27 protein-coding genes are annotated in these 26881 nt (G+C 33.1%); 2 read left to right on the forward strand and 25 right to left on the reverse strand.

Going from position 1 to position 26881, the window contains the following annotated elements; genetic code table 11:
• Positions 1-2 precede the first annotated feature (2 nt).
• From buk to BMX09_RS00895, 8 genes are all read right to left on the reverse strand, one after another.
• Entirely contained in the window at positions 3-1073 is a 1071-nt protein-coding gene (gene buk / locus BMX09_RS00860; RefSeq protein ID WP_089745694.1) for a butyrate kinase, read from the reverse strand.
• Positions 1074-1101: 28 nt separating this feature from the next.
• Positions 1102-2013, reverse strand: coding sequence for a phosphate acyltransferase (locus BMX09_RS00865; RefSeq protein WP_089745696.1), 912 nt, complete (start codon positions 2011-2013; stop codon positions 1102-1104).
• A 17-nt stretch (positions 2014-2030) separates the two neighbouring features.
• Positions 2031-3083: a PTS transporter subunit IIC gene (locus tag BMX09_RS00870; RefSeq protein WP_089745697.1), complete on the reverse strand. Its 1053-nt coding sequence runs from the start codon at positions 3081-3083 to the stop codon at positions 2031-2033.
• A 19-nt stretch (positions 3084-3102) separates the two neighbouring features.
• The gene (gene lpdA / locus BMX09_RS00875; protein ID WP_089745699.1) at positions 3103-4515 is read right to left on the reverse strand and encodes a dihydrolipoyl dehydrogenase; all 1413 of its coding nucleotides are present in this window, start codon (positions 4513-4515) and stop codon (positions 3103-3105) included.
• A gap of 9 nt (positions 4516-4524) precedes the next feature.
• A complete protein-coding gene (locus BMX09_RS00880; protein WP_089745701.1) occupies positions 4525-5844 on the reverse strand; it encodes a dihydrolipoamide acetyltransferase family protein in 1320 nt (439 codons plus the stop codon).
• Between the two features lie 16 nt (positions 5845-5860).
• The gene (locus BMX09_RS00885) at positions 5861-6838 is read right to left on the reverse strand and encodes an alpha-ketoacid dehydrogenase subunit beta (RefSeq protein ID WP_089745703.1); all 978 of its coding nucleotides are present in this window, start codon (positions 6836-6838) and stop codon (positions 5861-5863) included.
• 1 nt (position 6839) lies between these two features.
• Positions 6840-7949 carry a pyruvate dehydrogenase (acetyl-transferring) E1 component subunit alpha gene (gene pdhA, locus BMX09_RS00890; RefSeq protein WP_089745705.1) on the reverse strand — a complete coding sequence of 370 codons (1110 nt, stop codon included), beginning with the start codon at positions 7947-7949 and terminating at the stop codon, positions 6840-6842.
• 303 nt (positions 7950-8252) lie between these two features.
• Complete coding sequence (locus tag BMX09_RS00895; RefSeq protein ID WP_089745706.1) at positions 8253-9176, reverse strand: 2-dehydropantoate 2-reductase; 924 nt, start codon at positions 9174-9176, stop codon at positions 8253-8255.
• A gap of 599 nt (positions 9177-9775) precedes the next feature.
• Here BMX09_RS00895 and tenA point away from each other — a divergent pair.
• Positions 9776-10453 (forward strand): thiaminase II, encoded by a 678-nt coding sequence (gene tenA / locus BMX09_RS00900; protein WP_089745708.1) that lies wholly within the window; start codon positions 9776-9778, stop codon positions 10451-10453.
• 158 nt (positions 10454-10611) lie between these two features.
• On the opposite strand, the gene BMX09_RS00905 is transcribed toward tenA, so the two are convergent.
• The 9 genes from BMX09_RS00905 to BMX09_RS00945 all read right to left on the reverse strand — a co-directional run bounded on the left by BMX09_RS00905 (position 10612) and on the right by BMX09_RS00945 (position 18874).
• The gene (locus BMX09_RS00905; RefSeq protein WP_089745710.1) at positions 10612-11427 is read right to left on the reverse strand and encodes an alpha/beta fold hydrolase; all 816 of its coding nucleotides are present in this window, start codon (positions 11425-11427) and stop codon (positions 10612-10614) included.
• A gap of 337 nt (positions 11428-11764) precedes the next feature.
• Positions 11765-12220 (reverse strand): DUF3021 domain-containing protein, encoded by a 456-nt coding sequence (locus BMX09_RS00910; protein ID WP_089745712.1) that lies wholly within the window; start codon positions 12218-12220, stop codon positions 11765-11767.
• Between the two features lies 1 nt (position 12221).
• Positions 12222-12671: a LytTR family DNA-binding domain-containing protein gene (locus BMX09_RS00915; protein WP_177159478.1), complete on the reverse strand. Its 450-nt coding sequence runs from the start codon at positions 12669-12671 to the stop codon at positions 12222-12224.
• Positions 12672-12844: 173 nt separating this feature from the next.
• On the reverse strand, positions 12845-13612 hold the full coding sequence (locus BMX09_RS00920) for a LytR/AlgR family response regulator transcription factor (protein WP_089745716.1): 768 nt from the start codon (positions 13610-13612) through the stop codon (positions 12845-12847).
• A gap of 155 nt (positions 13613-13767) precedes the next feature.
• Positions 13768-14703 carry an ABC transporter permease gene (locus BMX09_RS00925; RefSeq protein WP_089745718.1) on the reverse strand — a complete coding sequence of 312 codons (936 nt, stop codon included), beginning with the start codon at positions 14701-14703 and terminating at the stop codon, positions 13768-13770.
• Positions 14687-15457: an ABC transporter permease gene (locus tag BMX09_RS00930; protein WP_089745720.1), complete on the reverse strand. Its 771-nt coding sequence runs from the start codon at positions 15455-15457 to the stop codon at positions 14687-14689. Before BMX09_RS00930 ends, BMX09_RS00925 begins: the two co-directional genes overlap by 17 nt.
• Before the next feature lie 2 nt (positions 15458-15459).
• Entirely contained in the window at positions 15460-16167 is a 708-nt protein-coding gene (locus BMX09_RS00935) for an ABC transporter ATP-binding protein (RefSeq protein ID WP_089745722.1), read from the reverse strand.
• Between the two features lie 12 nt (positions 16168-16179).
• Positions 16180-16743 (reverse strand): MptD family putative ECF transporter S component, encoded by a 564-nt coding sequence (locus BMX09_RS00940; protein ID WP_089745724.1) that lies wholly within the window; start codon positions 16741-16743, stop codon positions 16180-16182.
• Position 16744: 1 nt separating this feature from the next.
• Entirely contained in the window at positions 16745-18874 is a 2130-nt protein-coding gene (locus BMX09_RS00945; RefSeq protein WP_089745726.1) for an ATP-binding cassette domain-containing protein, read from the reverse strand.
• Positions 18875-19042: 168 nt separating this feature from the next.
• Here BMX09_RS00945 and BMX09_RS00950 point away from each other — a divergent pair, with 168 nt between their 5' ends.
• Positions 19043-19606 carry a TetR/AcrR family transcriptional regulator gene (locus tag BMX09_RS00950; RefSeq protein WP_177159479.1) on the forward strand — a complete coding sequence of 188 codons (564 nt, stop codon included), beginning with the start codon at positions 19043-19045 and terminating at the stop codon, positions 19604-19606.
• Positions 19607-19690: 84 nt separating this feature from the next.
• Here the strand turns inward: BMX09_RS00950 and BMX09_RS00955 are convergent, their stop codons facing one another.
• From BMX09_RS00955 to BMX09_RS00990, 8 genes are all read right to left on the reverse strand, one after another.
• Complete coding sequence (locus BMX09_RS00955) at positions 19691-20659, reverse strand: hypothetical protein (RefSeq protein WP_089745730.1); 969 nt, start codon at positions 20657-20659, stop codon at positions 19691-19693.
• A gap of 144 nt (positions 20660-20803) precedes the next feature.
• On the reverse strand, positions 20804-21010 hold the full coding sequence (locus BMX09_RS00960; protein WP_143054354.1) for a hypothetical protein: 207 nt from the start codon (positions 21008-21010) through the stop codon (positions 20804-20806).
• Between the two features lie 164 nt (positions 21011-21174).
• Positions 21175-21633 (reverse strand): hypothetical protein, encoded by a 459-nt coding sequence (locus BMX09_RS00965; RefSeq protein WP_089745734.1) that lies wholly within the window; start codon positions 21631-21633, stop codon positions 21175-21177.
• Positions 21630-22238 carry an ABC transporter ATP-binding protein gene (locus BMX09_RS00970; RefSeq protein ID WP_089745765.1) on the reverse strand — a complete coding sequence of 203 codons (609 nt, stop codon included), beginning with the start codon at positions 22236-22238 and terminating at the stop codon, positions 21630-21632. Before BMX09_RS00970 ends, BMX09_RS00965 begins: the two co-directional genes overlap by 4 nt.
• 2 nt (positions 22239-22240) lie before the next feature.
• Positions 22241-24187 (reverse strand): hypothetical protein, encoded by a 1947-nt coding sequence (locus BMX09_RS00975; protein ID WP_089745736.1) that lies wholly within the window; start codon positions 24185-24187, stop codon positions 22241-22243.
• A gap of 112 nt (positions 24188-24299) precedes the next feature.
• Complete coding sequence (locus BMX09_RS00980) at positions 24300-24653, reverse strand: mediterrocin family bacteriocin (protein WP_089745738.1); 354 nt, start codon at positions 24651-24653, stop codon at positions 24300-24302.
• Positions 24654-24761: 108 nt separating this feature from the next.
• A complete protein-coding gene (locus tag BMX09_RS00985) occupies positions 24762-25559 on the reverse strand; it encodes a LytR/AlgR family response regulator transcription factor (protein WP_245711097.1) in 798 nt (265 codons plus the stop codon).
• On the reverse strand, positions 25559-26878 hold the full coding sequence (locus BMX09_RS00990) for a GHKL domain-containing protein (RefSeq protein WP_089745740.1): 1320 nt from the start codon (positions 26876-26878) through the stop codon (positions 25559-25561). The genes BMX09_RS00985 and BMX09_RS00990 overlap by 1 nt, the downstream gene beginning before the upstream one ends.
• Between the last annotated feature and the right edge of the window lie 3 nt (positions 26879-26881).

Raw genomic sequence — 26881 nt, forward strand, 5'->3', positions numbered from 1 at the left:
CCTTACATGATATCTTCTAAGTAATAAGGCTCTTCTTGTTGTGTTAAGACACGATAACCTCCACTTGCTAAAGCTTGTAGTTCAAATTCACCCGGATATGCTATAAAAGGGGCAATGAATGTTGTCCTTTTAGCAACTTCCGCACATAAAAAATCTGAATAAGCCATACCACCAGTTAAACATACCGCATCCACTTTTCCTTCTAATGTTGCAGCCAAACTAGCCATACATTTAGAAATACCTAATGCCATAGCTTCTAGTACTAATTTGGCGTGTTCATCACCTTTCTCAAGATACCCTTCAATAATACGTAAATCTTTTGTACCAAAATGAGACTGCAAACCTGCATTTTTACGAACTTTCATTGTAAATTCTTCAACTGAAATTCGTTTTAAAATCGGAATCATTTCCTTAATAGGCAATCCTCCTGAACGCTCTGCCGAAAACATAATTTCATCATCAGAAACAAAATCAATCACTTCACCATGCTTATGAGCGCTAGCAGAACACCCTCCTCCCATATGAACAACAATAATATTGGCTGATTGATATGTTTGGTTAATATCTTTGGCAGCTTTCATCGCCACCGCACGCATATTTAAGTGATGACCAACACTAGTACGCTGAACTTCAGCTAAGCCAGTAATTCGTGCAATATCACACATTGAATCAACTGTTACAGGATCATAAATATAAGCTTTTGCATTAACTTTACCAAATTTTTTTACAATATCATCAGCCAATTTGCATCCTAAATTAGATGCATGTTCTAATACGGGCTTATTCTTTAATCGATCAATTAAAAAATCATCCACTACGATTGCACCGGATTTTACGGGTCCAATTAAGCCTCCTCTACCAACAACCGTATCCAAATCTGCTGGAATATCATGTTTTAATAAACAAGTTTCAACATCCAAGGTTCTAAGTGCCAATTGATCAAATATTTTATCGAAATTTCCCAACTGTTCTGAAGTATAAACAATTTCATCTTTCCAAATAAGGCTTTCATCTTCAAAATAAGCTAATTTTGTTGATGTTGCACCTGGATTAATAACAACTATTTTTTGCATACCCATCCCCCCTTTTTATTGATATCCATTAAGTTTCTTTACTAGCCATAATATTTCGTGCTAATAAGATAGAAGCAAATTTCTCTTCTGCTGATGACGAGCGAGATGTTAAAATAATTGGAACACTCGCGCCTAAAATCAAACCGGCCATTTTAGATTCACCAAATAAAATTAAACTTTTTGATAAAGAATTACCACTAACAATATCTGGAGAAATAATAATATCTGCATCTCCTTGAATTTTTCCTTGATAGCCTTTATCTTCCGCAATTTCTGGTGATAGGCTAATATCAATCGATAATGGTCCTTCAATAATACAATCCGTCATTTTGGTTGATTTTACAATCTCATCAGCTATGGTTGAAGAAGCTAACTTAGGAATGACTGTTTCTGCACAAGATAATAAGGCAACTTTTGGCACTTCTTTTCCTAAGCTATGATAGACATCAACAGCATGTCTAATTACTACTTCCATTTCTTCTTTTGTTGGTTGTAAGACCATACCCCCATCAGAAATAGCAATTAATCGATCTAATTTTGGAACATATAAAACTGCAACATGAGATAATAATGGACTCTTACGAATACCTTTTTCTTTATCAACCACTGCTTTTAATAGCTTTCCAGTACTAATATGTCCTTTCATAATCGCATCAGCTTCACCGTTACGAATGATTTCGACTGCTTTCATAGCTGCTTTTTGATCATCTGCTTCATCAATAATCTCAACTTGCTCCATTGGTAGTTGATATTGTTGACTATACTCTAATAATTTTTCTTGGCTATCAATAAAAATAACTTTAGAGATTCCTTCATTAATAGCATTTTTTACGCATTCTATTACTTCTTGATGCGCAGCTTTTACCACTACTAAACGAATACCTGTTACATGATTCTGATTTGTTCGTAATGTTTCTTGAATTGAAGATATTAATGTCATTTTACAACCCCTCTTTATTATTTAACATCTAAGTAGTAATCTTCTTCAGTCACTAATGGAATCACTTTAGTAAATACATGTTTGAAGACAATATTAAAGAAGATTGGTCCTGCTACAAATGCGATTAAAGCTTTTCCTACTGTTACGACATTCCAACCAACTTCTGCTGCATTTAAGTAATTTAATGGACCTACTAATCCACTAAATCCAAATCCAGCACTCATTGGTGTCCCGGTAATATTTAAGACAGCAGCTAATACCCCACAACACGCTGCAGTACAAATGATTGGTAACATAACAGCTGGTTTTTTAATAACATTTGGCATTGACATTTTTGGTGAACCAATAAAATGAGCTAAACTTGTTCCACGTGTATTAACTGCCCATCCCATAATCGCAAAACCAAAACCAGCAGCACATACTCCCAAGTTTGCTGCACCAGATCCAATACCTGATAACGAAATCGCTAAGGCAATACCTACAGTTGTAATTGGTGACATAATTAAAATTGAGAAAATAATCGCTAATAAAATACACATAATAATTGGTTGTAATGTTAATAATGATGCAATACCATTCCCAATTAATTTTGTAATTAGCATGACATACGGCAACATAATTTTCCCAATTGAACCTACTACTACTAAAACAATCGGTGGAATAACTAAAATAGTATAAGCTTTTAATTGGTTACCTAATTTCATAATTACCCAAGCACCTAAAGCGGCTGTTAACCCCATATTAATAATATCTCCGGTACCTTTTAACACTAATGCACCATCAACAATATTAGCAGCCCCTGCAGCAAACATGGTGGCTAAACCAAGTGAGGCTGATTGAATTGGTGAAAACTTAAAATTCATTCCAATCATAATACCGCAAACTAAGCCCATCATTGAAGTAGATAATTTTAAGGCAGTAGCAACCATTGCTAATTGTGGCATTCCTGGTACTAAAGCTTTAGTTAATTCACCTAATAATGCTCCAGGTATCAAGACAACGACCGCACCAATTGCTAAGCCATTCAATACATTCATAGTAAATTCTTTTGCTGTAATTTTCTGTTCCATCACTATCCCTCTTTTCGTTTTATTGATGAATTCCTTGACCTAATAATATTTCACTAGCATCTAAAAATGTTTCTGATAAAGTTGGATGGTTATGAATTGTTAATACCATATCTTCAGCAGTTAATAAATTCTCAATTGCTAATGTTATTTCGCCAACTAACTCACTTACTTCAGGTCCAACCATTTGAGCACCAATTAAACGATTCGTAGTTGCATCTGATACTAGACGGACAAAACCTTCTGTATGATTCATTGATAAAGCACGTCCATTACTTCTAAATAAGAATTTAGCTACTTTTGTTTGTATACCTTGTTCTTTTGCTTGATCCTTAGTTAAACCTACTGTAGCAATTTCAGGTGTTGTGAAGCAAACTGTTGGAATAACACTATAATCCACCGCCACACCAGGAACACCACTAATTGCTTCGGCAGCTACTTTTCCTTCATAGCTTGCTTTATGTGCTAAAGCTGGTCCTGCAACAATATCACCAATTGCATAAATATTAGGTTTATTGGTTTGACCTAATGCATTAACTGGGATAAATCCTCGCTCATCTACTTCAATTCCTGCTAATTCTAAACTAATATCATCTGTATTTGGTTTACGTCCAACAACCACAGCGACTTTTTCAGCGCAAAGTTCTTCATCTTTACCATTTACAGAATAATGAACGATGACTTTTCCATCTTTTTCTTCATATGAATTTGCACGAGCATTTACAATAATTTCCATATCTTTTTCTTTAGCTTTATCTAAAACTGGAGCTACTAAATCTTTTTCAAAACCTAATAATACACGCTCCATCCCTTCTAACACAGTCACTTGTGTACCCAAATCAGCATATGCACCTGCTAATTCCATACCAATATAACCGCCTCCAATAATAACCAAACTTTCTGGTAATTCTGTTAAATTCAATAAACCTGTTGAATCGACAACATTTTCACTAAATTTTAAACTTGGAATTTCAATTGGACGACTTCCTGTAGCGATAATGGCATTTTTAAAATGATAAGTTTCCCCCATACCTTCGTCTTGCATCACATGAATAGTACTATCTGAAGTAAATAAAGCTTCCCCTTTAACGATTTGTACTTTATTTTTCTTTAATAATGCTCCTACCCCTTTTGTAAGACTACCAACTACTTGAGTATCTTTCCATGCTTGCACTGCAGTAAAATCTAGCGTAGTTTGACCATATTTTATTCCGTATGGATTTTTTTTGTGAGCTTGCGCAAATTCCTTTCCAACATGAATTAATGCTTTTGAAGGAATACAACCAACATTTAAGCAAGTACCACCAACATTTTCTTTTTCAACAATAATAACTTTTTGACCTAGTTGAGCCGCTCTAATGGCAGCTACATATCCTCCCGGTCCTGCACCGATTACAATTGTATCAGCTTCTTTTGCAAAATCTCCTACTACCATACGCTATACTCACCCTTCCGCTAATAATAAATCTGGATTATTTAAATATTCTTTAATAGTATTGATTGCTTTTTGAGCCGTTACCCCATCAACAGCACGATGGTCAAAGGCGAATGATAATTTTAGAATTGGTTTTAGTACTGGATTACGATCTTCATCTGGTACAAACATTTCTTCAATACGTCCAACACCTAAAATCGCTACTTCTGGTTGGTTAATAATTGGTGTAGACCAAACACCACCAGTTGCTGCACCACCGACATTTGTTAAGGTCATTGAGCCACGTCCCATATCTGAAGCTTTTAAGTTATTATCAATAGCTGCTTTACTTAATTCAGTAATTTGTTCAGCAATTTCAAATAAACTTAAGCGTTCTGCATTACGAATGACTGGTACATATAGTCCGTGATCTGTATTAGTTGCCATACCAATATTAAAGTAGTTATGATAATATACTTCCCCTTTTGCTAAATTAATAGAAGAGTTTAATTCTGGGAAGCGTTTTAACATAGCAACAATTGCTTTAATAAAGTAAGCGGTATAAGTTAATTTAATACCTTTTTCTTGAGCAATTACTTTCATACGTTGACGGTGTTCTACTAATTTTTCTACCTCTACTTGGTCGAAAACAGTAACATGTGGTGAAATTTGTTTACTTTGAACCATCGCCTTAGCAATTGTTTTTCTCATAGCTGGCATTTTTTCAATACGATCACTTTGTTGTGTGCTTTCAGTATTTGTCATTGGTGTTGCTAATTCACGTACTGGTTCAACAACAGCTTCAGAAGCCACTGATACTGGTGCAACTTTATCAGATACTACTTGACTCACTTCTTCTTTTACAATTGGTGCTGGTCCTTCTGCTAAGAATTTATCAACATCTTCAATGGTAATCTTTCCGTGATTTCCAGTACCTGTAACCTGTGTTAAATCAACACCTTTACCGCGCGCATAAATGCGAACACGAGGAACAGCTATTTGACGAATTTCTGCTGTCACAGCAACAGGATTAGCTACATTTGATGTTGTATTTTCAACTGAAGGTGCAGTTGTAGCAGTTGTTGCCTCTTCTTTTTCATCAGCAGCAGTTTCGCCTTCAATTTCAATATCAGCAATTGGTTCACCAACGATTCCCATTTCACCTTCTGGAACATGTAATTTTCTAATAATTCCAGTAACAGGACTTGGTAATTCCACAGCTGCTTTATCACTTTGAATTTCTAATAAAATTTCATCTTCTTGGACCATATCGCCTTCCTTGAAAAACCATTTCAGTATTTCACTTTCATGAGTTCCTTCACCGGCATCCGGCATAATAAATTGATACATTTAAAAATCCTCCTTCTTAGAACTTGACTGTTTCAAGAGCTTGTTGATAAATATCTTGTTCATCTGGAATCCAAACAGACTCAGCCATTCCAAATGGATATACAGTATCAGGACCTGAAACTCTTCCAATTGGTGCATCTAATTCCATAAAGCATTGATCATTAATCTCTGAAGCTAATTGACCACCTAAACCACCGATTCTTTGTGCTTCTTGCATCACTACTACTCGATGTGTTTTTTCAATTGATTGTTTAATTGTTTCCATATCAAATGGTGCAACTGTGCGTAAATCAATAACTTCTGCTTCAATGCCTTCTTTAGCTAATTTTTCAGCAGCTTTTACAGCTAATGGAACCATTAAGCCATATCCTACTAAAGTAATATCTTTTCCTTCACGAACAACAGCTGCTTTATCTAAAGGAACAGTATAATAACCATCTGGAACTTCACCTTTTACAGAACGATATAATTTTAAATGCTCCAAAAAGATTACTGGATCATTTGATTCTACTGAAGAAATCATTAACCCTTTTGCATCATAAGAACTTGAAGGAATTACCACACGAATCCCTGGAACTTGCGCTAAAATCCCTTCCAAACTATCAGAGTGCAATTCTGGTGTATGTACTCCACCCCCGTAAGGAGCACGAATTGTTATTGGCATATTTCTTGTATTACCATAACGATATCTAAATCTTGAAATTTGTGCCACAACTGGGTCCATCGCTTCTAAAATAAAGCCTGAGAATTGAATTTCTGGAATTGGACGGAACCCTTCAGTAGCTAAACCAGTAGCCATTCCTAAAATACCAGATTCAGCTAATGGTGTATCAAAGACACGATCTTCACCAAATTCTGCTTGTAAGCCATCAGTAATTCTAAATACACCACCATTTTTACCTACATCTTCACCAAATATTAACGTTTTTTCATCTTTTTTTAAAACTTCTTTAAGTCCTGCAGTGACTGCTTGTGCTAATGTTAAATTTGCCATCTTATTCCATCTCCTTTGCTTCGTATTTCTTCACTTGTCGAGCTAAACTTGGCGGAGTTACCTCAAACATATTCTTCAAGAAATCAGAAACTTTTTGAGCTGGTTCTTTAGCCATTCTAGCCATTGCTTCTTTTACTTCTTTCTTTAATTCTTCCTCAACTTCAGCTTCTTGCTCTGGAGACCATAAGCCTTTTTGTGTTAAATAATTACGTAAACGTTTTAATGGATCTTTTTCTAACCATTCAGCTAATTCTTCATCTGTGCGATAACGTTTTGGATCATCTGACATTGTGTGCGGACCAAAACGATATGTTAATGCTTCAATTAATACTGGACCATTACCTGCTAATGCATATTCACGTGCTTTTTTAACTGTAGCGTACATTGCCACTGGATCCATACCATCAACACGTAAAGATGGAATACCTGCTGCCACACCTTTTTGAGCAAATGTTGCTGCAGCAGTTTGTTTATTACTAGGAACAGAAATACCATACCCATTGTTTTGGATGACAGTAATTAATGGTGCGTGATACACTCCTGCAAAGTTAATTCCTTCATAAAAATCACCTTGAGAAGTAGCGCCATCACCACATAAAGCTAATACAACAGATTTTGTATCATGATTAAATTTTTTACCAATAGCTACACCGGCTGCTGGAGTTAGTGTGCCACCTACCATTACTTGCGGAACATACGCTTGGAAATCTTTATCATATTGATTCCCCGCAACATGGCCTTTATACCATAAAAATGTTTTGTACATTGGTAAACCGTGACGAGTAATCACACCTAAATCACGATAAGTTGGTACTAGAAAATCATCTTTAGTAATAGCTGCTAATGAACCAAATTGACTAGCTTCTTGTCCCCCTGCAGTCGCATAGTTTCCTAAAGCACCTTGGCGATTCAAAATAATTGTTCTTGTATCTAATGTACGTCCCCAAACAATATCTTTCATCAAACTTACTAATTCTTCATCTGTAATCTCATTTAATGTTTCCTCATCAACAACATTACCCTCTTTGTCTAACACTTGAATCATCTCAAATTCTTTTGCATAAGTTGGTACTATTGCTTTTAAATCTACTTCACTTAATTTAGCTGTCATTTACACCTCTTCCTTTCTAAAAAAATCCCTTTTAAAAGTAAGCGCTTCCCTTTGTATTCATTATAATTAATCTTGAGAAATTTTAGAAACAGTTAAAAGTTATAGAACTATTACTTTTATTAATATTGTTTACTAATGACTAATCTGCAATAGTTGATTCACTCACACATTGTGAACTGATACTAGATTTAAATAATATTGCCTAACAACTTACATCCAGATAAAAAAGGACCCCCATAACTAGTGAGTCCTTTTTTGAAGTGCTATAATCTATTCAGTTTTTCTTATGGTATCTTACAAAATTTATCGAATGGCCAAAACTGCCTCTTTCGCATGAACTAAATCGGTAATCATTTGACAGTATGGAGTCTTGATTCCTAGTTGTGGTCCTTTTCGAGCAATAACACCATTAATATAGTCTACTTCTGTTGGGCGATGATTTTTAACTAAATCTTGATGCATTGATGGATAATGATGCGCTGCTTTAATTGATGCTTCTTCTACGTAAGCCATAATTTCTGCTTCATCTAAGGCGATACCACTTGCCAATCCTACTTGAACGAATTCATGAGTAATAGCACGAGCAATATTAAAGCCATTTTCACTTCCAAAGAATTCGCCAACTGTACAATCTAATAATGCACATGTTGCGTTACTTGCGCCATTGACACATGCTTTACGCCAAATTGATGGGAAAACATTCTCATCATAAGTTGCATTTAATCCTGATTCATTCAATAGTTGGACAATCTCTTTAGCCTTCTCTACACCACTTTCATCCAGACTTTGAATATTAACAGACCCTTTTCCTTTTAAGATTGCAGTTCCTGGTCCAGCTAATCCAGCAGTCCAAATGGTTACCCCTATGATTATATTTTTTTCAGGTACATATTTGCGAATAATATCTTCATGCCCTAATCCATTTAGTAAACACATCACCTTTGTACCTTCACCGATTAAGTGGGTAATTTCTTGTAGCATATTTTCAAGTTGCATAGATTTAGTAAATAAAATAATTAAATCAGCTTCTCTAGTTGCTTCTGTAGGATACATGATTGGTATTTGGATAGTATCTTCTACATCCCCTACAATTTTTAGACCATTTTCTTGAATGGCTTTAATATGCACATCCCAATTATCTAAAAGAACAACATCCTTCCCATTCTTTGCTAAACTATAGCCAAACCGACAACCAATCGCACCTGAACCCGCAATATATGTTACCATTTCTATTTCCTCCTTATATAACTATATTTTCAAGATTATTATTAGCTTAGATGATTCATTAGTCAATACCCCAAGCACTCCATTAGATACAAAAAAATACTACTAAAATATCTTTTTTATCAGTACTAATATAGGAAAAAAACTTAAAAAAGTATGAAAATCTTATTATTGCATTACAAACTATATTAATAACTTTGCATGCTATAAATTATTCCAATACCCCTCCACTTCTAAACAAAATAAATACCAGTGATAATCCTTGAAATTTATTTTCTTAATCTCTTACTATTTTAAAATTATTTTTCTACTTTTTCACTTACTTATCCATGAATCGTTAACTATTTTTTTGACCATACCAATAATTACTATCGCTTTTTGCCAATTGACAAACGTTTTTACATTTGGTAATTTCCACTTAGGTATTAGTATTGCCATTAGGGCTAATTTTTAGTGATTTAAAAATTTCCTTCCCCCCTTAAGCCTGTTAGTGAATACTAGAGCCAATTATTATTTCATAACATAAACAACAACTCTAGCATGGATTCCTATCTTAAGGCTGGGTAATATTTCCTAAAAAAATAATAAAAGGAGTATTAAATATGCAACATACTGATATAATTAAAGAAAAAGCTGCGCCGATTGTTGATTTAATTTATAATGATGGATTTGTACAAGGGCTGATTAATGGGGATTTAGATAAGGAGGCTGTGGCACATTATTTGCGTGCAGATAGTCGCTACTTGAAGAGTTTTTTGGATGTATATGCTATCCTACTAGCCAAGACTAGTCATTTAGATGAAAAGAAATATTTATTAGAGCAAGTCCTCTTCTTAATGGATGGTGAACATGATGCGCATCATAATCTAGCTGAATATATTGGGATACCATACGAAGAAATTATTGCAGATGGTGAATGGTATCCTGCTGCTGATCATTATATTAAGCATATGCTTTATAATGCCTATGCAAAACCATTTGAGTACGCAATTGCTGCATCAACTCCATGCCCATGGGTTTATTTTGAGATTGCCACAAGAATTCTAAAAGAGCATACCATAACAGACGATCATCCATTCAAGGTTTGGATTGACTTTTATGCAGATGATATGGTACGTGACATTATGAATTCCTTAGATACAATAATGAATAAGTATTGCGATAAAGCATCTGAAAAAGAACAAAAAGAATTATATAAGAATTTCTTAGAAAGCTGTGAACATGAAAGAAACTTCTTCAATATGGCTTATACTCAGCAACGTTGGTTAGTTGAATTGTAAAAATATTTTCAGGAAATATCCAGCACTGCAACATCAAGTGTTGTTCACTTAGTCTATTATCCCCTCTAAGATATTCGTCCCCTCGTTATATTTTAGAGGGCTTTTTAGATAAAAATAGCATTGTATTAGAAGTGAAATCTAGTACAATGCTATTATTTTTATAATTTATAATCGTGGTGTTCTGTTAATAGGAAGCCAAGCATCAATGAAATCATTAAGTTAGGATGTTCAAACAATAAGGCATGCCCACTGTCTGGTAAATATACTAACTCGCTATTTTTAATATGTTTGTGCAAATATTTTTGCTCATAATATGGTGTAACGTGATCATATTCTGAGGCTACAATTAAGGTTGGTGCTGTAATGTCACCTAGGCGGTTGGATACATCATAGCCTTGCGAACTGTTAATCAAGCGTTTCATAGAATCAATAAACATCGGATCAACAAATACTTCTACTAATTTTTCTTTATGAGCTTCTACCCACTCTTCATGTTCATCAAAGAACTTCGGTGAGTAAACTGATGGAATAGCTGCTAAATAATAGCGTAATGGATCACCTAAAGCACTTGCCCAGCTATTGCCCAATTCTGTAAACCAGTAGGATGTCTTAGCAGCTGTATTAAATAATAATAATTTATCCGTCATATTAGGATAACGAAGTGCAAATTGTAAAGCAACTTCCCCACCATAGCTTACTCCAAAAATTGATACTTTTTCTAATTCTAAAAATTGTAGTAAGTCATGGAGCGAATCAACATGAATGTCATGCGAATATTCTATGTCCGTAATCCGTTCTGACTGACCTTGGTCTAGAAAATCAACTAAAATCACTTGATTATAACGTGTTAATTCTTCTAAAAAAGGCTCCCAACTTTTTGTAGACATCATTAAACCATTCAAAATCACTAAAGGTTTTCCTTCACCGTGAACTTCATAATTCATTTTTCTCTTACCTTGATAAGCAAAATACATAATTCTCCTTTCCGGAATTCATCCTAAACCTAATCCATTTTTATTTTTGAAAGCACTACCAATGCTTTTCTATTACTCATTATCATCTACCTAAAAATATCCGTCAATAGCCTTAGAGTACGTGAAAGTAATAACCAAAAAACACTTATTTACTATTTCTAATTTATTAGAATAAAACACTACTCTATAAAGAAATAAATAGAACTAATAAAATAAAATTATTTTATAAACATTAGCACTATACGAATAACTTTACTTACTATAAATTATTTCAATAACCCTTAGAGAAAAAATAAGCTAATAAAAACGGTAGATATTACTCTACCGTTAGACTAGTTCACGCTTCTTGATTCATTTGTTTAATTTTTTGATTCATTTGTGTAATTGATTTTTGGATGTATAAATATTTCATTAACCAAATAATGATAAAGATACCACTATAAATCAGTAAAAAAATAAGGTAACTTATCGCATTGTGTGAGAAAAAATATAATCGATAACCAACAACTGACATACCAATAAGATTCACCAAATAGTAGACAATCGTGCGCATCATAAGGCTTGATTTTTGTTGCCAAACTAATGAACTCAAACTAAAAATCATGCCCAATAAAGCAGAATAGCCTAAGACCATTTGAGCTGCTGTAAGCATTCCGACTTGATTGACTAATTCTGGTGGTCCTGGTAAATAATTTGTAGCCAATGTTGAATTGCCTACTGACATAATAAAACCAATCGCAATCCCGATAACCGCCCCTTGAATTATTTTACAAATTATATTTTTTACAGTCATTTTAGACACCGATCCTTTCTTTGAGTGCTTTTACAAAACGTCTTGAAACATAGGCTTTTTGTTTATTTTTCAAAACAATGACCATTGTCCCGGAAAAACTTGCTTCAAAGTAAGCCACTTTTTTCAAATTAACAATTTCTGATTTGCTAATTCTTATTAAAGATGAGCTCGGCTGTACGAAACGTTCTTCTACCTCATATAGTCGCATTTTTACATCAAAAATATCGCTTGCTGTCTGAACATATACTTTACCACTTTCAGCATAGATACGATAAATATCCGCAACTTGCAGTAAAATAATCCGCTCATCCTTCACCACCGTCAATGTATCACAGTTTTTCTCTTCATTGAATAAATTCAACATCCGGGTAACTTCATCACTTAAATGGCTAGCTTTGATTGTGACTTCTGTTTCTTGGTAGTTGGGATTAATATCCAAATTAATTTTCACCTCGCTCATCTCCTTTCATCTATATAATAACATATCCTATCTATTGCCTGAGCTTTTAGCGATAAGCGGTTTATTTCATGTGATAAGCGGTCATCAAAATCCCTCTCACGACAAATAAAAAACACTTACCGCTGCCGATAACCATTTTTGGCTAAGCAGTTGATAAGTGTTTGTTAGTGAGTTTGCTGATTCTCTAATTGTTTTTTGAGTGCTTTTATTTTTAGATATGGGATTGGAAAACTAGCATTATTATAGAAAATCACACATCTATTTTGGTTGTCTACTGTTTTGATATGTTTTAGGTTAATTAATAATGAGCGGCTGACTTTATACAGATAGCCCTCTTGATCCAGACTACTAATATCGGCAATTGTCCCATAGAATTGAATGGTTGATTGATTGCCAAAAAGCATTAAACTATGCGATACATCAGGAACGGTCTGAATAGCATAAATATCTTCAAAAATTAACTTCACACCTTTACGCCCATGATACGAATAAGTCACGCTATGTTTGGGTGCTGATGGTTCTGCTTGAATATGTTGATTATTAATCTCATGTTCTAGCGCTTCGTGGACTCGTTTGACAATTTCTGCTTGTCCGCAATCTTTAGGGATAAAATCATAAGCTTCAACATGCATCTTGAAAACAGTCGGCATCGCTTCTGATAAGGTCGTGCTGAAAACAATCGTCGTACTAGGATTATATGCTCTAATCGCCCTCGCAATCTCTAAACCGAATAATCGGTCATCTTCAATCTCCAAATCAACAAAATAAATATCATACATATTCGTTTTGAGTTCTTCTTGATGGCAATCTTGTTGACTCACAAAAGTATCGACTTTAAACCGATGAGCATGCTCGGTTGCATAACAATGTAAAATCTCTTCTAAATTTGCTAAATGAAATGGATTATCTTCAATAATGGCAATTTTTAACATCGAATCCCCCTTTCTGATTAGTCATTTTCTCTATTACTATCACTTATTTCACCTTATTTTCAACTATTTTTATAGAAAAAAATAATTTCCATAAATACACCCCCTCAAAGTTAGCTATATCAATCTAACTTCAAGGAGGCACATTTCTAAATTTATTAAGCAACTTTTTCTAATTGTTTAACACCCAATACAAATAATACCGTAGCCACAACTAACATGATACCACAGCTTACTAATGAGACTTCTCCGGTAATTAGCATATCGCTTAGATAATATTGCGGTGAAATATGGGCGATTAGCTTCATCCATTCAGGCATTGTGGCGATTGGGAATAAGACACCTGAAAATAAAGCAAGCGGAAATAATATCCCGGTTGAAATCACCCAAATATATCCTTCATTATCAAGCAAACTAGCCACAAAAGTATAAAGACCAAATGACAAGACTAACGCCAACGTAAATACTAAAAATACATCCCACACATTAGACTGACCAAATGAAAATCCCGCCAAATAATAAAAAGCAATAATCAAGCCATTCGCCACTTGATACACCAAAAATATCGCTAATAATTTACCCAAAACATGTTCAAAAATACCTAATTTAGCATTCCGTAGTCTAACAAAAATCTTATTATTTTTTTCTTGAATGACAATCGTTGCCAATAATCCACCAGCTGTAATCAATTTAAAAATAATGATACCAATAGAGTAGGCGATACTTGGTGCTTCTTTAAAAACTTCACCACTACTCTTATAATCATTTTCAACTTGACTAATTAAGGGATTATTTTTCACTGAACTATAATAATTTTTAACGCTACCATCACTTGCAACATACACCACCAATGTCCCTTCTAGACTAGCTAAAAAATAGTCCGCCTGATCTGCTTCAAGCTCCTGGGTTCGGACAGTCGCCAAGGAAAAATTAGTCGCCGGATCATCCTTAACAAGCCCAACAACCGGTGTATTCGAATAACTCAAAGTCAATGTTACTAAAATAACCATCAAAATCGGCATAATCAGCATTGATGACAAAAAGCCTTTTGTATTTTTTAAATTTTTAAAGGTATATTTAAAGGATTGTATCATGTTTCAAACCTCTTTTCATAACAAGTATCGTACCAATTGTAAGGACTGCTAACACACTTAGCCAAATCATTAGTAAATTAGCATCCCAAAGCGCTAAATAATCCATATATAATAGCTTATTAATCAGTGTTAAAGGCGATAAATAGATGAGATAATTCATATAGTTAGTTGTCGATAAGACCGAAGATAGACTCAATGCCCCACCAAAATAACCAAATAACATCACAATCATCATCACCGTATTCGATAAAACCGTCCGATTATGAATAAATATCCCTGCCATTATACCAATCGCCATACTAACAATCGGCACAGTCGCCAATAAAAGCACCGCCCTAACTGAAAAACCAATCCCAAAACCAAAGCGAAATACCACTAAAGAAATCACAATCATCAATAAACAATACAAATAATGAATCACTACTTTCACCGCTAAAAAGCGCCCTTTATCAATAATTCGATCCCAAATATGAAGAGTTCTTTCCTCAAGAATATTCAAACCCACTAAAGAAGACACCATCATCACCATAAAATTCAACTCACTAATCGCAAATTGTGTTTTAGCAAATAATAGCTTCCCCGTATATAAAACAACCTGACTATTACCACTAAGAGAATCCCCACCCACATGATAAAATTGGGTAATATAACCCTTAGTCCCCTCACTCATGAAAAATGCCAATAATGCTGGTAGGAATAACAAGAACAGATAGACCTTATTTTTAAGCATGAGCGTTAATTCCTTTTTAACCATCCCTACTCACCATCTTTTCTTAATAATTTTTCAAAAATCTCAGACAAACCAGCATCCTCTTTACCGACAATTTCTTTTGATATTTCAGCAGTGCTACCTTCCAATAACAAATGTCCCTCATTCACGAAAATAATTTTATCGCATAAAAATTCAATCTCATCCAAATAATGCGATGTATAGATCACCACCAACCCCTCATCTTGTAATTCCTTAATATATTCTAAAATATCACGTCTTGAAATCGGATCAATCCCCACGCACACTTCATCGCAAATCAAGTATTTTGGTCCATGAATTAATCCAGTGATGAGATTTAGTTTTCGTTTCATCCCACCTGATAAATTTTTGGCTAGATCATTCGTCTTATCTTGCAAGCCAGTTCGTTCGATTAATTCCAGTGCTTTTTTCTTCGCACTTGCTTGATCCATCTTATGAATAGCCGCAAAAAACATCAGATTATCTAAGACTGACAATTCTGGATAAATAGCTAATTCTTGTGGCACATAACCAATATCATACTTAGTTAAACCAAGATATTCAATTGTGCCTACATACGATAAATTATTAGTAATACAGCCAATTAAGGTACTCTTACCTGCACCATTAATCCCTAAAATTCCATAACCTTTTTGATCCTTAAACTCATAAGAAAAATTAGATAAGGCCAATTTTTTACCATACGACTTTGAAACATTTGTTAATCTAATCATAGTAACCCCATCCTAACTAAAGTGTTTTTTTAATAATTTTTTCGCTAAATAACTACCCACAAATGAACACACCACAACTGCAATTGTTACCATAATCATGAAGGGAATTGTTTTTAGACTTTGCATTTTTAAAGCATAATCTTCTCCATACATTTGCTTAATCATTTCAAATTCTGCCCCTTTAGTTAAAAGATAAGGGATAATTGTTCCACCAACATAATGCATTAACATCGCTATCGCAAAAGAAATACTTAACGAATTATAACGGCTCAAATCTTGTTTATTTCTCAAATACTCTGCAATCAAACCAGCCAGAACCATTACCGCAATATAATAAGGCATCATACCACCAAGTCCCCAAATTAGACAGTAAATAAATAAAGCCCATTTTTTATTAACCTTGGTAGCTACCAAAAAGAACGGTATACTTAAAAATAACGCTTGGAAAATTGGAGAAATCAAAATAGTATACGGTGAAAAAATAAATGGCATAGGTAACAAATACATCATCATAACTCCCAAAACAGCAAAAGCAGCAACTAATACTAAATCTTTAATCTTTAATTGTTCTTTCATCTTAAACTCCTCCTAAAATTAATAATAGATAAATCATAAAAAATAACACCAATACCAACACATCATAAAACCTAAATGATACCCCAGTCACAACCGTTCTCTTTGCCCCAATTGTCATCCCTTTCGTTGCGATACCCGTTGCTAAATTTTCAGCAGTTCTAATCAAAGCATGAATCAAAGGCACAATCATATAATTCCAAATACTAATCGAATTTTTACTATTAATTAGCTTTCTAGTCTTCAAACTCATAAAACAAATCTCTACATCATATTTGAAAGTCGGAAAAATTCGCAACATACACACTAAAGGCAATAATAGATAATCAGTTAATTTCGCCTGATGAAAAGCTTCGATAATCCTTAACAAACTAGCGCTTCTCGTAATATTTTTAAAAGCAAAATTTGCACAAATCCCACGCAATAAAAAGATTTCAATAATGACTTGAAGTGAAATTGGAAAATACCCCTTTAAAATATAAATGACACTATAACTAATCAATGCTTTGATCATTAAAGTGACATTCTTATTCAAAGCTAACACTATCATCAGTAACAATAATAAATACACACTTGATAGATAATAGGGATACATAAAAATAGCATTAACTAACGCAAAAAATACACTAATATTCACAATAGGATTCATCATCGACAAACCAATCTTTCCGTTTATCACTTCTTCAATCTTCCTATTCGCATATTCAACACCATCCGAACTGCTATGGCTTTTCTCAATACCAAGCAACTTAGTCATCATCTGTTGAAAATCAACTGAATCTTGTAATTCTTTAAAAGTAATCCGGCCTTGATCATCAATAAAAAGATACGCATCCAAAATATAAGATAAAAATTCCATATCATGACTAATAATGAAAATAAATCGATTTTGAACTTTCATTTTCTTGATTAAAGCAACAACTTTTAGCATATGGTGATAATCTAATCCACTTGTCGGTTCATCTAATACCACAACTTTACTGTCACTAATATAGGCTAGTAAAATACTCAAACGCTGCACTTGGCCACCTGACAATCTGGCAGGATGCTGATCAATATAGTCTACTAAGCCAACCTCTTGTAATAATGCCACCACTTCTTCAGTTGTTAAATTAGGATTTTGTAGTAATATTTCTTCTTTTACACTCGAGGCGACCATTTGCTTATACGCATCTTGCATACAATAATAAAAATTTTCACGCAAAGCTTTTTCAGATACTATCTCTCCATCAATTGCAATAATCTCATTTTTTTCTTTTAATAACCCACAAATAACCTTCGCAAAAGTACTTTTACCACAACCATTATTCCCAACAACCCCCAACACATCACCACTATTGACTGTGATATTAATATCTTTTAGAACGGCTTTCTGTTTATAAGAATAATTAAGATTCAATATATCTAAAGTAGCTAAAGCCCCCCTTTTGGCACTCGCTTTACTAAAATGAACATCTTTATTTCTAATCGAGTATTCTTGATAATGATCAGTAATTTCACCATGTTCTAAATAGATAATCCGATCTGCTAAACTTTCAAAAAAATGTACCCGATGCTCAGCAATAATAATGGTAAAGCCTTCTGATTTTAACTTTGCTAAATAACCTTGTAACTTAACTATTTCTATTAAATCTAAATTTGCAGATGGTTCATCCATTACAATAATTTTAGCTTTTTTCATCTGTTGGCTTAAAATACTTAAAAGCTGCGCCTGACCTGCTGAAAGCCTTAAAGTATCACTATTTTTAAAAAGACTTTGATGTTTGTGACTAAGCTCATTAAATTCAGCAAATATCTCTTTTTTATCTCTTAAAATACATTGCGCAGGAAATATACATTCAGAACTCAATTCCGTAAATAAAAATCCAGACTTAGAATCTTGCAACACACTACCAATAAGATTACTACTACTTGTTTTTTGACCATCTAAACTAATAGAAAATTCTCCCTCATTTTTCCCTTCATATACATTTGGATACAATCCATTGATCACTCTAAGTAGACTCGTCTTCCCACAACCACTTAAACCTGTCAGTAAAATAAATTCCCCCTCTGCAATTTCTAAATGGATATTTTTTAAACTTGCTTCATTCCCTCCTTCATAAAATAATGAAAAATCCTTAAACTTTATCAAGATATCCTCCTCCCTCTTTCAATGAATATTTATTCCTAACCGTTCATTGAGTTTATTTTAGCACCTCTTGTTTCTAAGGTCAATGAATGTGACTTACTTTTTATTCATTGCATTTCCCCATAATAGATGATAGAATCAATGAGAAGAACTATCTATAGGAGGGGTGTTATGCCAGCCAATTTTACTGAAGAAGAAAAAGAACGTATTAAACAACAACTATATCAACAAGGCTATCTATTATTAAAACAACACGGAATGAAAAAAATGAAAATCTCTGAACTAGCGAAATCATGTGATATTGCAACGGGAACTTTTTATAACTTCTTCCCTAGCAAAAAAGACTTCATTATCAATTTAATCGCTAAGAGAAAAAAAGAATCTTTCCAAGCCTTTGAATTACTAGTACAAAACTATCCACAAGGTATTCCCTTTGAAGAAACTTATCACTACTTCTTAGATAATTTACTGAAGGACAATATCTATCAATTATTAACTCAAGAAGAATATAATTCACTTCTCAAAGAACAAGAACTGAACAAGAACACTGAAGAAGTTGCCCAATATATCATGAGTAAATTAGCCACTACTAAAGGCGTTAAGGAATTTCTATTATTTGCTGAATGCTATAAAATTATTATTATTGGCTCATCTGATTTATCAAAATTGGATAGCCAACAATTAGAACAAGCACTCTCTTCACTAGTTAAATCCTCTTGTGAAATACTCTATTAAGACAATAAAATGCAAAAAGGACTACGCAAAAAATGCTGCGTAATCCTTTTTTAGTTTATCTATCATAAAAATGATTATCCTAACTTATCCCTTAGCATCCCATGAACCATCACTTGTTAGATAGTAATTGCCAATCCATTCATTATGGGCATAAGTACCATCTTCATGCAAGTAATACCACGCATCATAATGAGAATCGAAAATCCATTCATTATGCGCCATCTTACCATAATCTTTTAAGTAATAACTTCCTACCCATTGATTTGAAGCGTAATGACCATCTTCTGTTAAGTAGTACCAACTATCATAGTTCTTATCGAAAATCCATTCCGCTTTAGCCATATAGCCCCAATCTTTTAGATAGTAGCCATTGACCCATTGATTTGCGGCATATTTGCCATCTGCATTTAGATGGAACCAACTGTGATAATCATCGTCATATAGCCATTCATTATGCGCCATATAGCCATTTTCTTTCAAATAATAATCGCCTTGCCAACCGGTTAACATCTCACCATAATGACTTTCTTCATCTGAAAGTAAGAACCAGTCATCTCCTTTTTGAAGCCAACCAACTACTGGTGAAGATTCTTTATCTAAGTAATACCACTGCTTACCTAAGCCAGTATCACTAACTGTTTGACCATATATCTTATTAGTATTTACCGCATCTTTAATTGGTAAATATTGCCAACCTGGTTCCGCTAATACACCTTCAGCTGAAAAATAAAACCATTTTGGGAATATCCCAATTTCAACAATAGAGTCGCCCTCAAAGACACCGATATGATATTTGGTTGGAATATATTGCCAGCCGACCACTAGATTACCATCCTCGCCAAAATAGTACCATTTACCATCTAGTTGATGCCAATACAAGGCTTTTTTGCCATCTTTTATATAATTTCTAGCACCATTGTCATTCTGAACAAATCCAATCGGTGCTTCATCCGCTGAAACTCTTTGTGTAGATACAACATCTGACAAGCCAAACATTGCCACCAAAGCTACAAACATTAACACTTGCTTATACCCCAAAAATCCCTTTTTCATATTATTCCTCCTTTTGATTTTATCCTTACGAATCATCATCTAGCTATCTTTAATGGGACTACGCTATGCTTATTTCAATCATCCTAAGTTATTATTTTTTAACTCACACCTCCCAATAATTATTTAACTTAGCATTATCCTAACCTATCCCTTAGCGTCCCATGAACCATCACTTGTTAGATAGTAATTGCCAATCCATTCATTATGGGCATAAGTACCATCTTCATGCAGGTAATACCACGCATCATAATGTGAATCGAAAATCCATCCATTATGCGCCATATAGCCATTTTCTTTCAAATAATAATCGCCTTGCCAACCAGTTAACATCTCACTATAATGTTTTTTCACCTATAGTATATTATGAAAACTTTACTAACACTAGCAAAATGATGGTTCATTTTTAGCTTTGAATCAATTGCTTGAAGCATCAAAAATTGTGGTATGGGGCAAAAAAATACCCCTTCAAAGCTAGATTGGTAAGTCTAACTTCAAGGGGCACAATTCTAACATTATTACTTGTTAATTTTGATATTCCAAAATTGTTCAGCTTTATGTGCAAGATTAGCGATGTCACTTTGGTATTTTTCAATTAGAGCAGCATCTTTTTGATCAGCAGCTAATAATTGTTCATCTAACACGATACAATAATTCGCATCATCTTCAATAATTTGAGCACCAACCTTATTATTCCCGAAAATTTGTGGCCAAATAATCAGCCCGATCTTTTCATCAGGTGTCGCAATTGCCAAATTACCCACAAATGATAAATAATCAGGATATTTAGTATTATACAAATGGCCATCCTCGCCTTGTTTTACATAACTCATATTTTCAACGTATTCGTTCATGCCGGCACTATATTTTGTATAGCTAATTTTTCGCCACGAAAACCACACTACATTCCATAAAATAAACATGCTAAGAACTAGTAAAATGATGTTTTTCGTTGTTACTTTCTTTTTGCTTTTCATAAATGTACTACTCTCCCGCCTTGTGTAATATATTTTTCATCATGCGTTACTAATAGAATCGTTTTACCAGATTGATTCAATTCTTTGAGCATTCGCATCACATTTTCTGCATTATTCTTATCTAAAGATCCAGTCGGTTCATCACATAGAATTAACTCGCATTTTTTGACCATTAAACGTGCAATTGACACGCGTTGTTGTTCTCCACCAGATAAAGTATAGACCAACGCATCTAATTTATCGGTTAAACCTACACTCGCAATCGCTTCTTCAATCGAGACATTTGTGCGAAATTTCGGCTTTATTAATGCTAAATTTTCACGAACCGTTTTGTTTTCTAATAGGGCAAAATTTTGAAATACGAAACCAACTTTTTCACCTAAATATTTTTGTTGATTCTTTTTATTACTAATATCAAGACCATCAACAATAATTTGTCCCTCATCAAATGCCTCTAAAGAACCAATCATATTTAATAAGGTGGTCTTACCGCTACCACTAACACCTGAAAAAGTAATATACTCGCCTTTTTCTACCGACAAATTAAAATCATCAAACAGCACATGATTCCCTAATACTTTTTTTAGATTTTTGATTTCTAACATCATTACAAGCCCCCACTATAAATATTTTTTCTTATATTTTCTTGATCTATTTTCTTAATTAAGTGAGTCACAATCATTAGCGCTAAGCCCAATGTCACTACTCCCGCAATTACAATAGCCAAAATATTTGTCAGCTGTAAAAATACCACTGCTACCATACTGGCAAGTAAAGCAATCACTAAAGGCATCAAACTATAAAGATATACTTGGCCGTATTTTTCTAATAAGGTATAACCTAAAACAGTTTTAAGTAATAGCTCTTTTGATTTGAATTTTATTACTAAAGTCAAAATACTCTTCAACATAATAAAATAAAGAATCGTCAAAATCGTTAAAAATACTAATCCTAGGATAAGAAAACGAATGGAACTATAGAGAAAAGTTTGATAGTATTCATAGACATTGGTTTTATGGCTAGTTAACACATCAACATTACTTTGAGCAATATGATTTTCCCAGCTTTCATCATCAATTTCATACATCGCTAATTGATTAAAATATATGTCATTAAAGGGGAATTCCTTATCATGACGCAAATCAAGAATAATTAGTGGATTTTTATAATAATTACTATAAATGACCAATTCTCTTGCGATCGCTATTATGTTACCTGTTGAATACGTTGCACTAGCTACACATTCAGTATCTTCTCCAAAATACATATTACTCAACATCTCTAAATCAGCATTAGCTTGTACGCTATTAGTACTTGGAACAAGGAAATTAATCTTATCATCGCTGAATTGACCGTTAATATCTGTTAAATGTTCTTCAATATAACTAAGTGCTTGACCATTCGCATAGATTATTGGACGATTAGTAAAATCTCCTTCCCCACAATAATTAAGTGAGAATCTTTTATCATCCCATTCCTTTAAAAAATTACTAATATATTTTTCTTGCTCTATGAAACAGTCCTCACCTTCTGTTTCCGCCTGATTCATACTAAGATTATTATTAACATAACTATAACTACTTCTTTCTTCAAAAAAATCTTTTTGCGAAATATAATTAACCGATGTGGAAATCATCTCGATTGAAAATGCTAATAAAATAATCACACCAAAACTCAATACCGCTTGAAAAATATAAGAAAACTGTAAAAATATTTTATTATTCTCTGCATTATTCAGTGACCGTTTATAATCGATAAATTTCAATCGCAAATAAATTAGTGCATTCAACAATAAATACGCCACAAATAACGCCAAGGTTACATGTATTTTATAATCTACTTGAATCTTCCCTACATACTTCAGCGTAGCAAATAAGATTACAAATACGCCGACAAAATAACTTGTTTCACCAATAATATTTTTGGCAATAATCGAATCAATACTATCTCCATACACAAATCGGAGGAGTACTTCTTTTTTTATGAGATTACTATGGAATAAACTAAGAATAATAAGAAATACACTCACAAGACTAAACATCACAACCATAGTGACGCTCGGATTAAAATATAGATACCCTTCACGCGGAAATGAGCCGTCATATTGATTGATTAATTCTTTTTTGTATAATCTAGCATCTTCTATATCCCCAATCAAATAATATTCCGTATACAAATCTGGATGCGGATACTCATCTAACTCTTTAAAGCTAACCTGTACATCACCTAATGTCATACTTGTAAATGCACCTGCTTTGATTTCTGATTTATCTTTAAGAATTTGAGCTACTTGTTCATTGCCGTAAACAGTTACGTTTTCATTTCTAATACTTTTTATATCTCTTTCTAAGGTAAATATTTCTAAATGATGTTTTTTTGCAGTTTGTTGTAAATCTTTAAACATTTTATCTTTTTCTTGATTTGGTCGTAAACAAAATGTTGTTCGAATATAATTAGTTTCAAAAGAATCTACATTCCATACGAACAGCTCACCAATTAACATTAATAGAATAAACATCAGAATCGGAAAAATTATTAACTTTATTTTTTTCATTATCACTTCTCCTTTATAAAAATATTCGCTATCATATACTCTTTCATAAAACAGTTAAAAGGTTGCGATAATGATATCACAACCTTTTACTGTTTAAGTTTAATTATTAATATCAAAAATTATTACAATACTTAACTAGAGTGCCCCTATGACGAACATCTACTCTAGATAATTTTCCAGCTCGTACTCCCTTACCTGTATGCCATCCTTTTCCATTATATAAACTTGCATAATGATGTTTAGTACTATGCTTAGCCCATACATAATCCTCATCAACCAGTCTTGTATTATAGCCATAGGTCATAGTTGCTTTTCCATTATCACCAGTTGCATATCTTTCCCATGCTATATCAAAGTTTCCTGAATAATAATTTGTAAGCATTGTAGCGTCCGCTTTAGTATTTTGAGATAATAAAGTCCCAATTACTAGCAACGATACTGCCACTACTTTAAATTTCGATTTCATTTTTTATCCCCCTAATAATTTTATAAGTATATATAAATGTTACCATCTACTCTTTACTAAATTTATTTATTTCCTATAATGTCTGTTTTTATTCCTGAAATGATGTATTTAAAACATTACCCCAAAATCTCCTAAGTTTTTTTCTCGTGTATAGTTCACTTGTTGGTGATAATGTTCTACTTTTTCTTTTAAGTCTTTAATTCTTAACCTAGACACTGGAGAAGTTGTTCCATCATAAAACATCACTTCTCTCTCCCGTTTATTCACACTAACAACATTTTGAATATTCACAATAGTAGAACGATCAATTTTTTGAAAATAACCTTTTTTATCTAGTTCTAAAATATCTGTTAATGTTCCATAAAATTCTTTCCTTATTGTTTTCCCATATACAATTAACCTATGTGCAGATGCAGAAGTTTGAATCATTAAGATATCCCCAAAAGGTATCTGTAACACGATTCTTTCTTTATATGAATAAGTTAAAACCTCCTTAACTTGTTCTTTCCTCATATTAATAACATGCTCTAAACATTCCTTTATACGTTCTTTAAAGAGAATTTCAGACTCATCTTTCGGGATAAAATCTAATGCTGAAACATGATTTTTAAACACTAATGGCCATGCATCCGATAAAGTTGTCACAAAAACAATCGTACCTAATTGATGATATTTTCTTATTTCTTTTGCAATATCAAATCCTGCATTTTTATTACCTTCTATATCTAAATCTAAAAAATATAAATCATATATTTGGTCTTGCGATAACTGACTACGATATTCTTCCATATTATTTGAAATAACAATATTGATTTTAATTCTTAATTCTTGACTTAACTCATGCAATAATGTCTCCAATCGACCTATATGTAGCATATTATCTTCTACAATAGCAATATTAATCACTATATCTCACCCCTTTTAAAAATTAGTGTTTGCTCAAAATAATTATCCGTTATTTCTGTTTGTAAATCAGCATCTTCTAGCTCTTGTAATATCTGTAATAATGATGGTAACCCAATTCCTCTACGTTCTCCTTTAGTAGAATATCCTTCCTCCCAGATTTTCCATCGATTAATAGTTTTATGGTTATGGGTATTTTTAATATAAATCGTAACCTCATTTTTATCGGAAACTAACCCCACCGTAATTTCTGGTTTGGAACTATTTTGAGTACCTTCTATAGCATTATCTAATAATATTGATAAAATTCTTACTACTTCAAGCATCGGTACATCTAAGATTGGAATAGTATTGACTACTTCTAAATAAAATGGAATTTGTTGTTCTTTGGCTTGCAACATTTTTTGTGTTAACACATTTTTTATACCTATATCATTAATATTTTTCAAATCAAATCCTGTATAATCTGCTTTTACAAGACGTTGATTCATTTCCAGACATACATCACGATAAATTTTTTTTAACTCATCATCATTTTGTTTCTTTATTGACGGCCCTAAACACGCAATTACGCCTCCAAAATCATGACGAAAACCACGAATTTCATCGTATAGTACACCTAATTCCTCTACTAAACGATTAGCTCCTCTAATTTCTTCTTCTTTTTGTTGCATGGCTTCCTTATGCGCATATTTCAATTGCTGATCCCGTAAATATAGCATTACCAATAAAGTAATAATGAAGATAGATAATGATGCGGTTACTTTAATTTCTAAATATTCATTTCGAAATACCTGATAAGCAAAAATAGATAAGAAACGTATTCCTACTAATCCAATAAAGTAATCAGTCGTTTTTTTTATAATTGGCAAAAACTCTTCAGATTCAATAATTTTTTGATTCAAGCCAATTAAATGATGAATTGCTAAAGCGACTGCCAAGGCTAATAAACAAATTAGCATATACAATCCTTCACGGTAAAACATCATCCATTGTTCACTATCAATAAAATGATATACCAAACTAATTAAAAAATAATAGACTGATTCATACGCTAAAAAAGCATATAAGCTATAAAATAAAGCATTGCGACTTTCTTTTTTTACTTGATAGCGGAAGACGATATAATAAAATACTAGATAACCAATTGGACCTATTTGAAAAAAAGATGCCCCAATATAATATATAAAAATATATATCCAATTACGTTTTTTCTTTAAAAATATCGGTTCGATTGTGCTAGCAATTTTTAAACGAGCATAACAATATGAGATAATAATAAAAGTAACAGCTATAAACTCTGAAATAATTTCTAAAGTCATTAA

Origin of the sequence: Granulicatella balaenopterae (genome assembly GCF_900111135.1) — a bacterium.
Taxonomy (GTDB): Bacteria; Bacillota; Bacilli; order Lactobacillales; family Aerococcaceae; genus Granulicatella; species Granulicatella balaenopterae.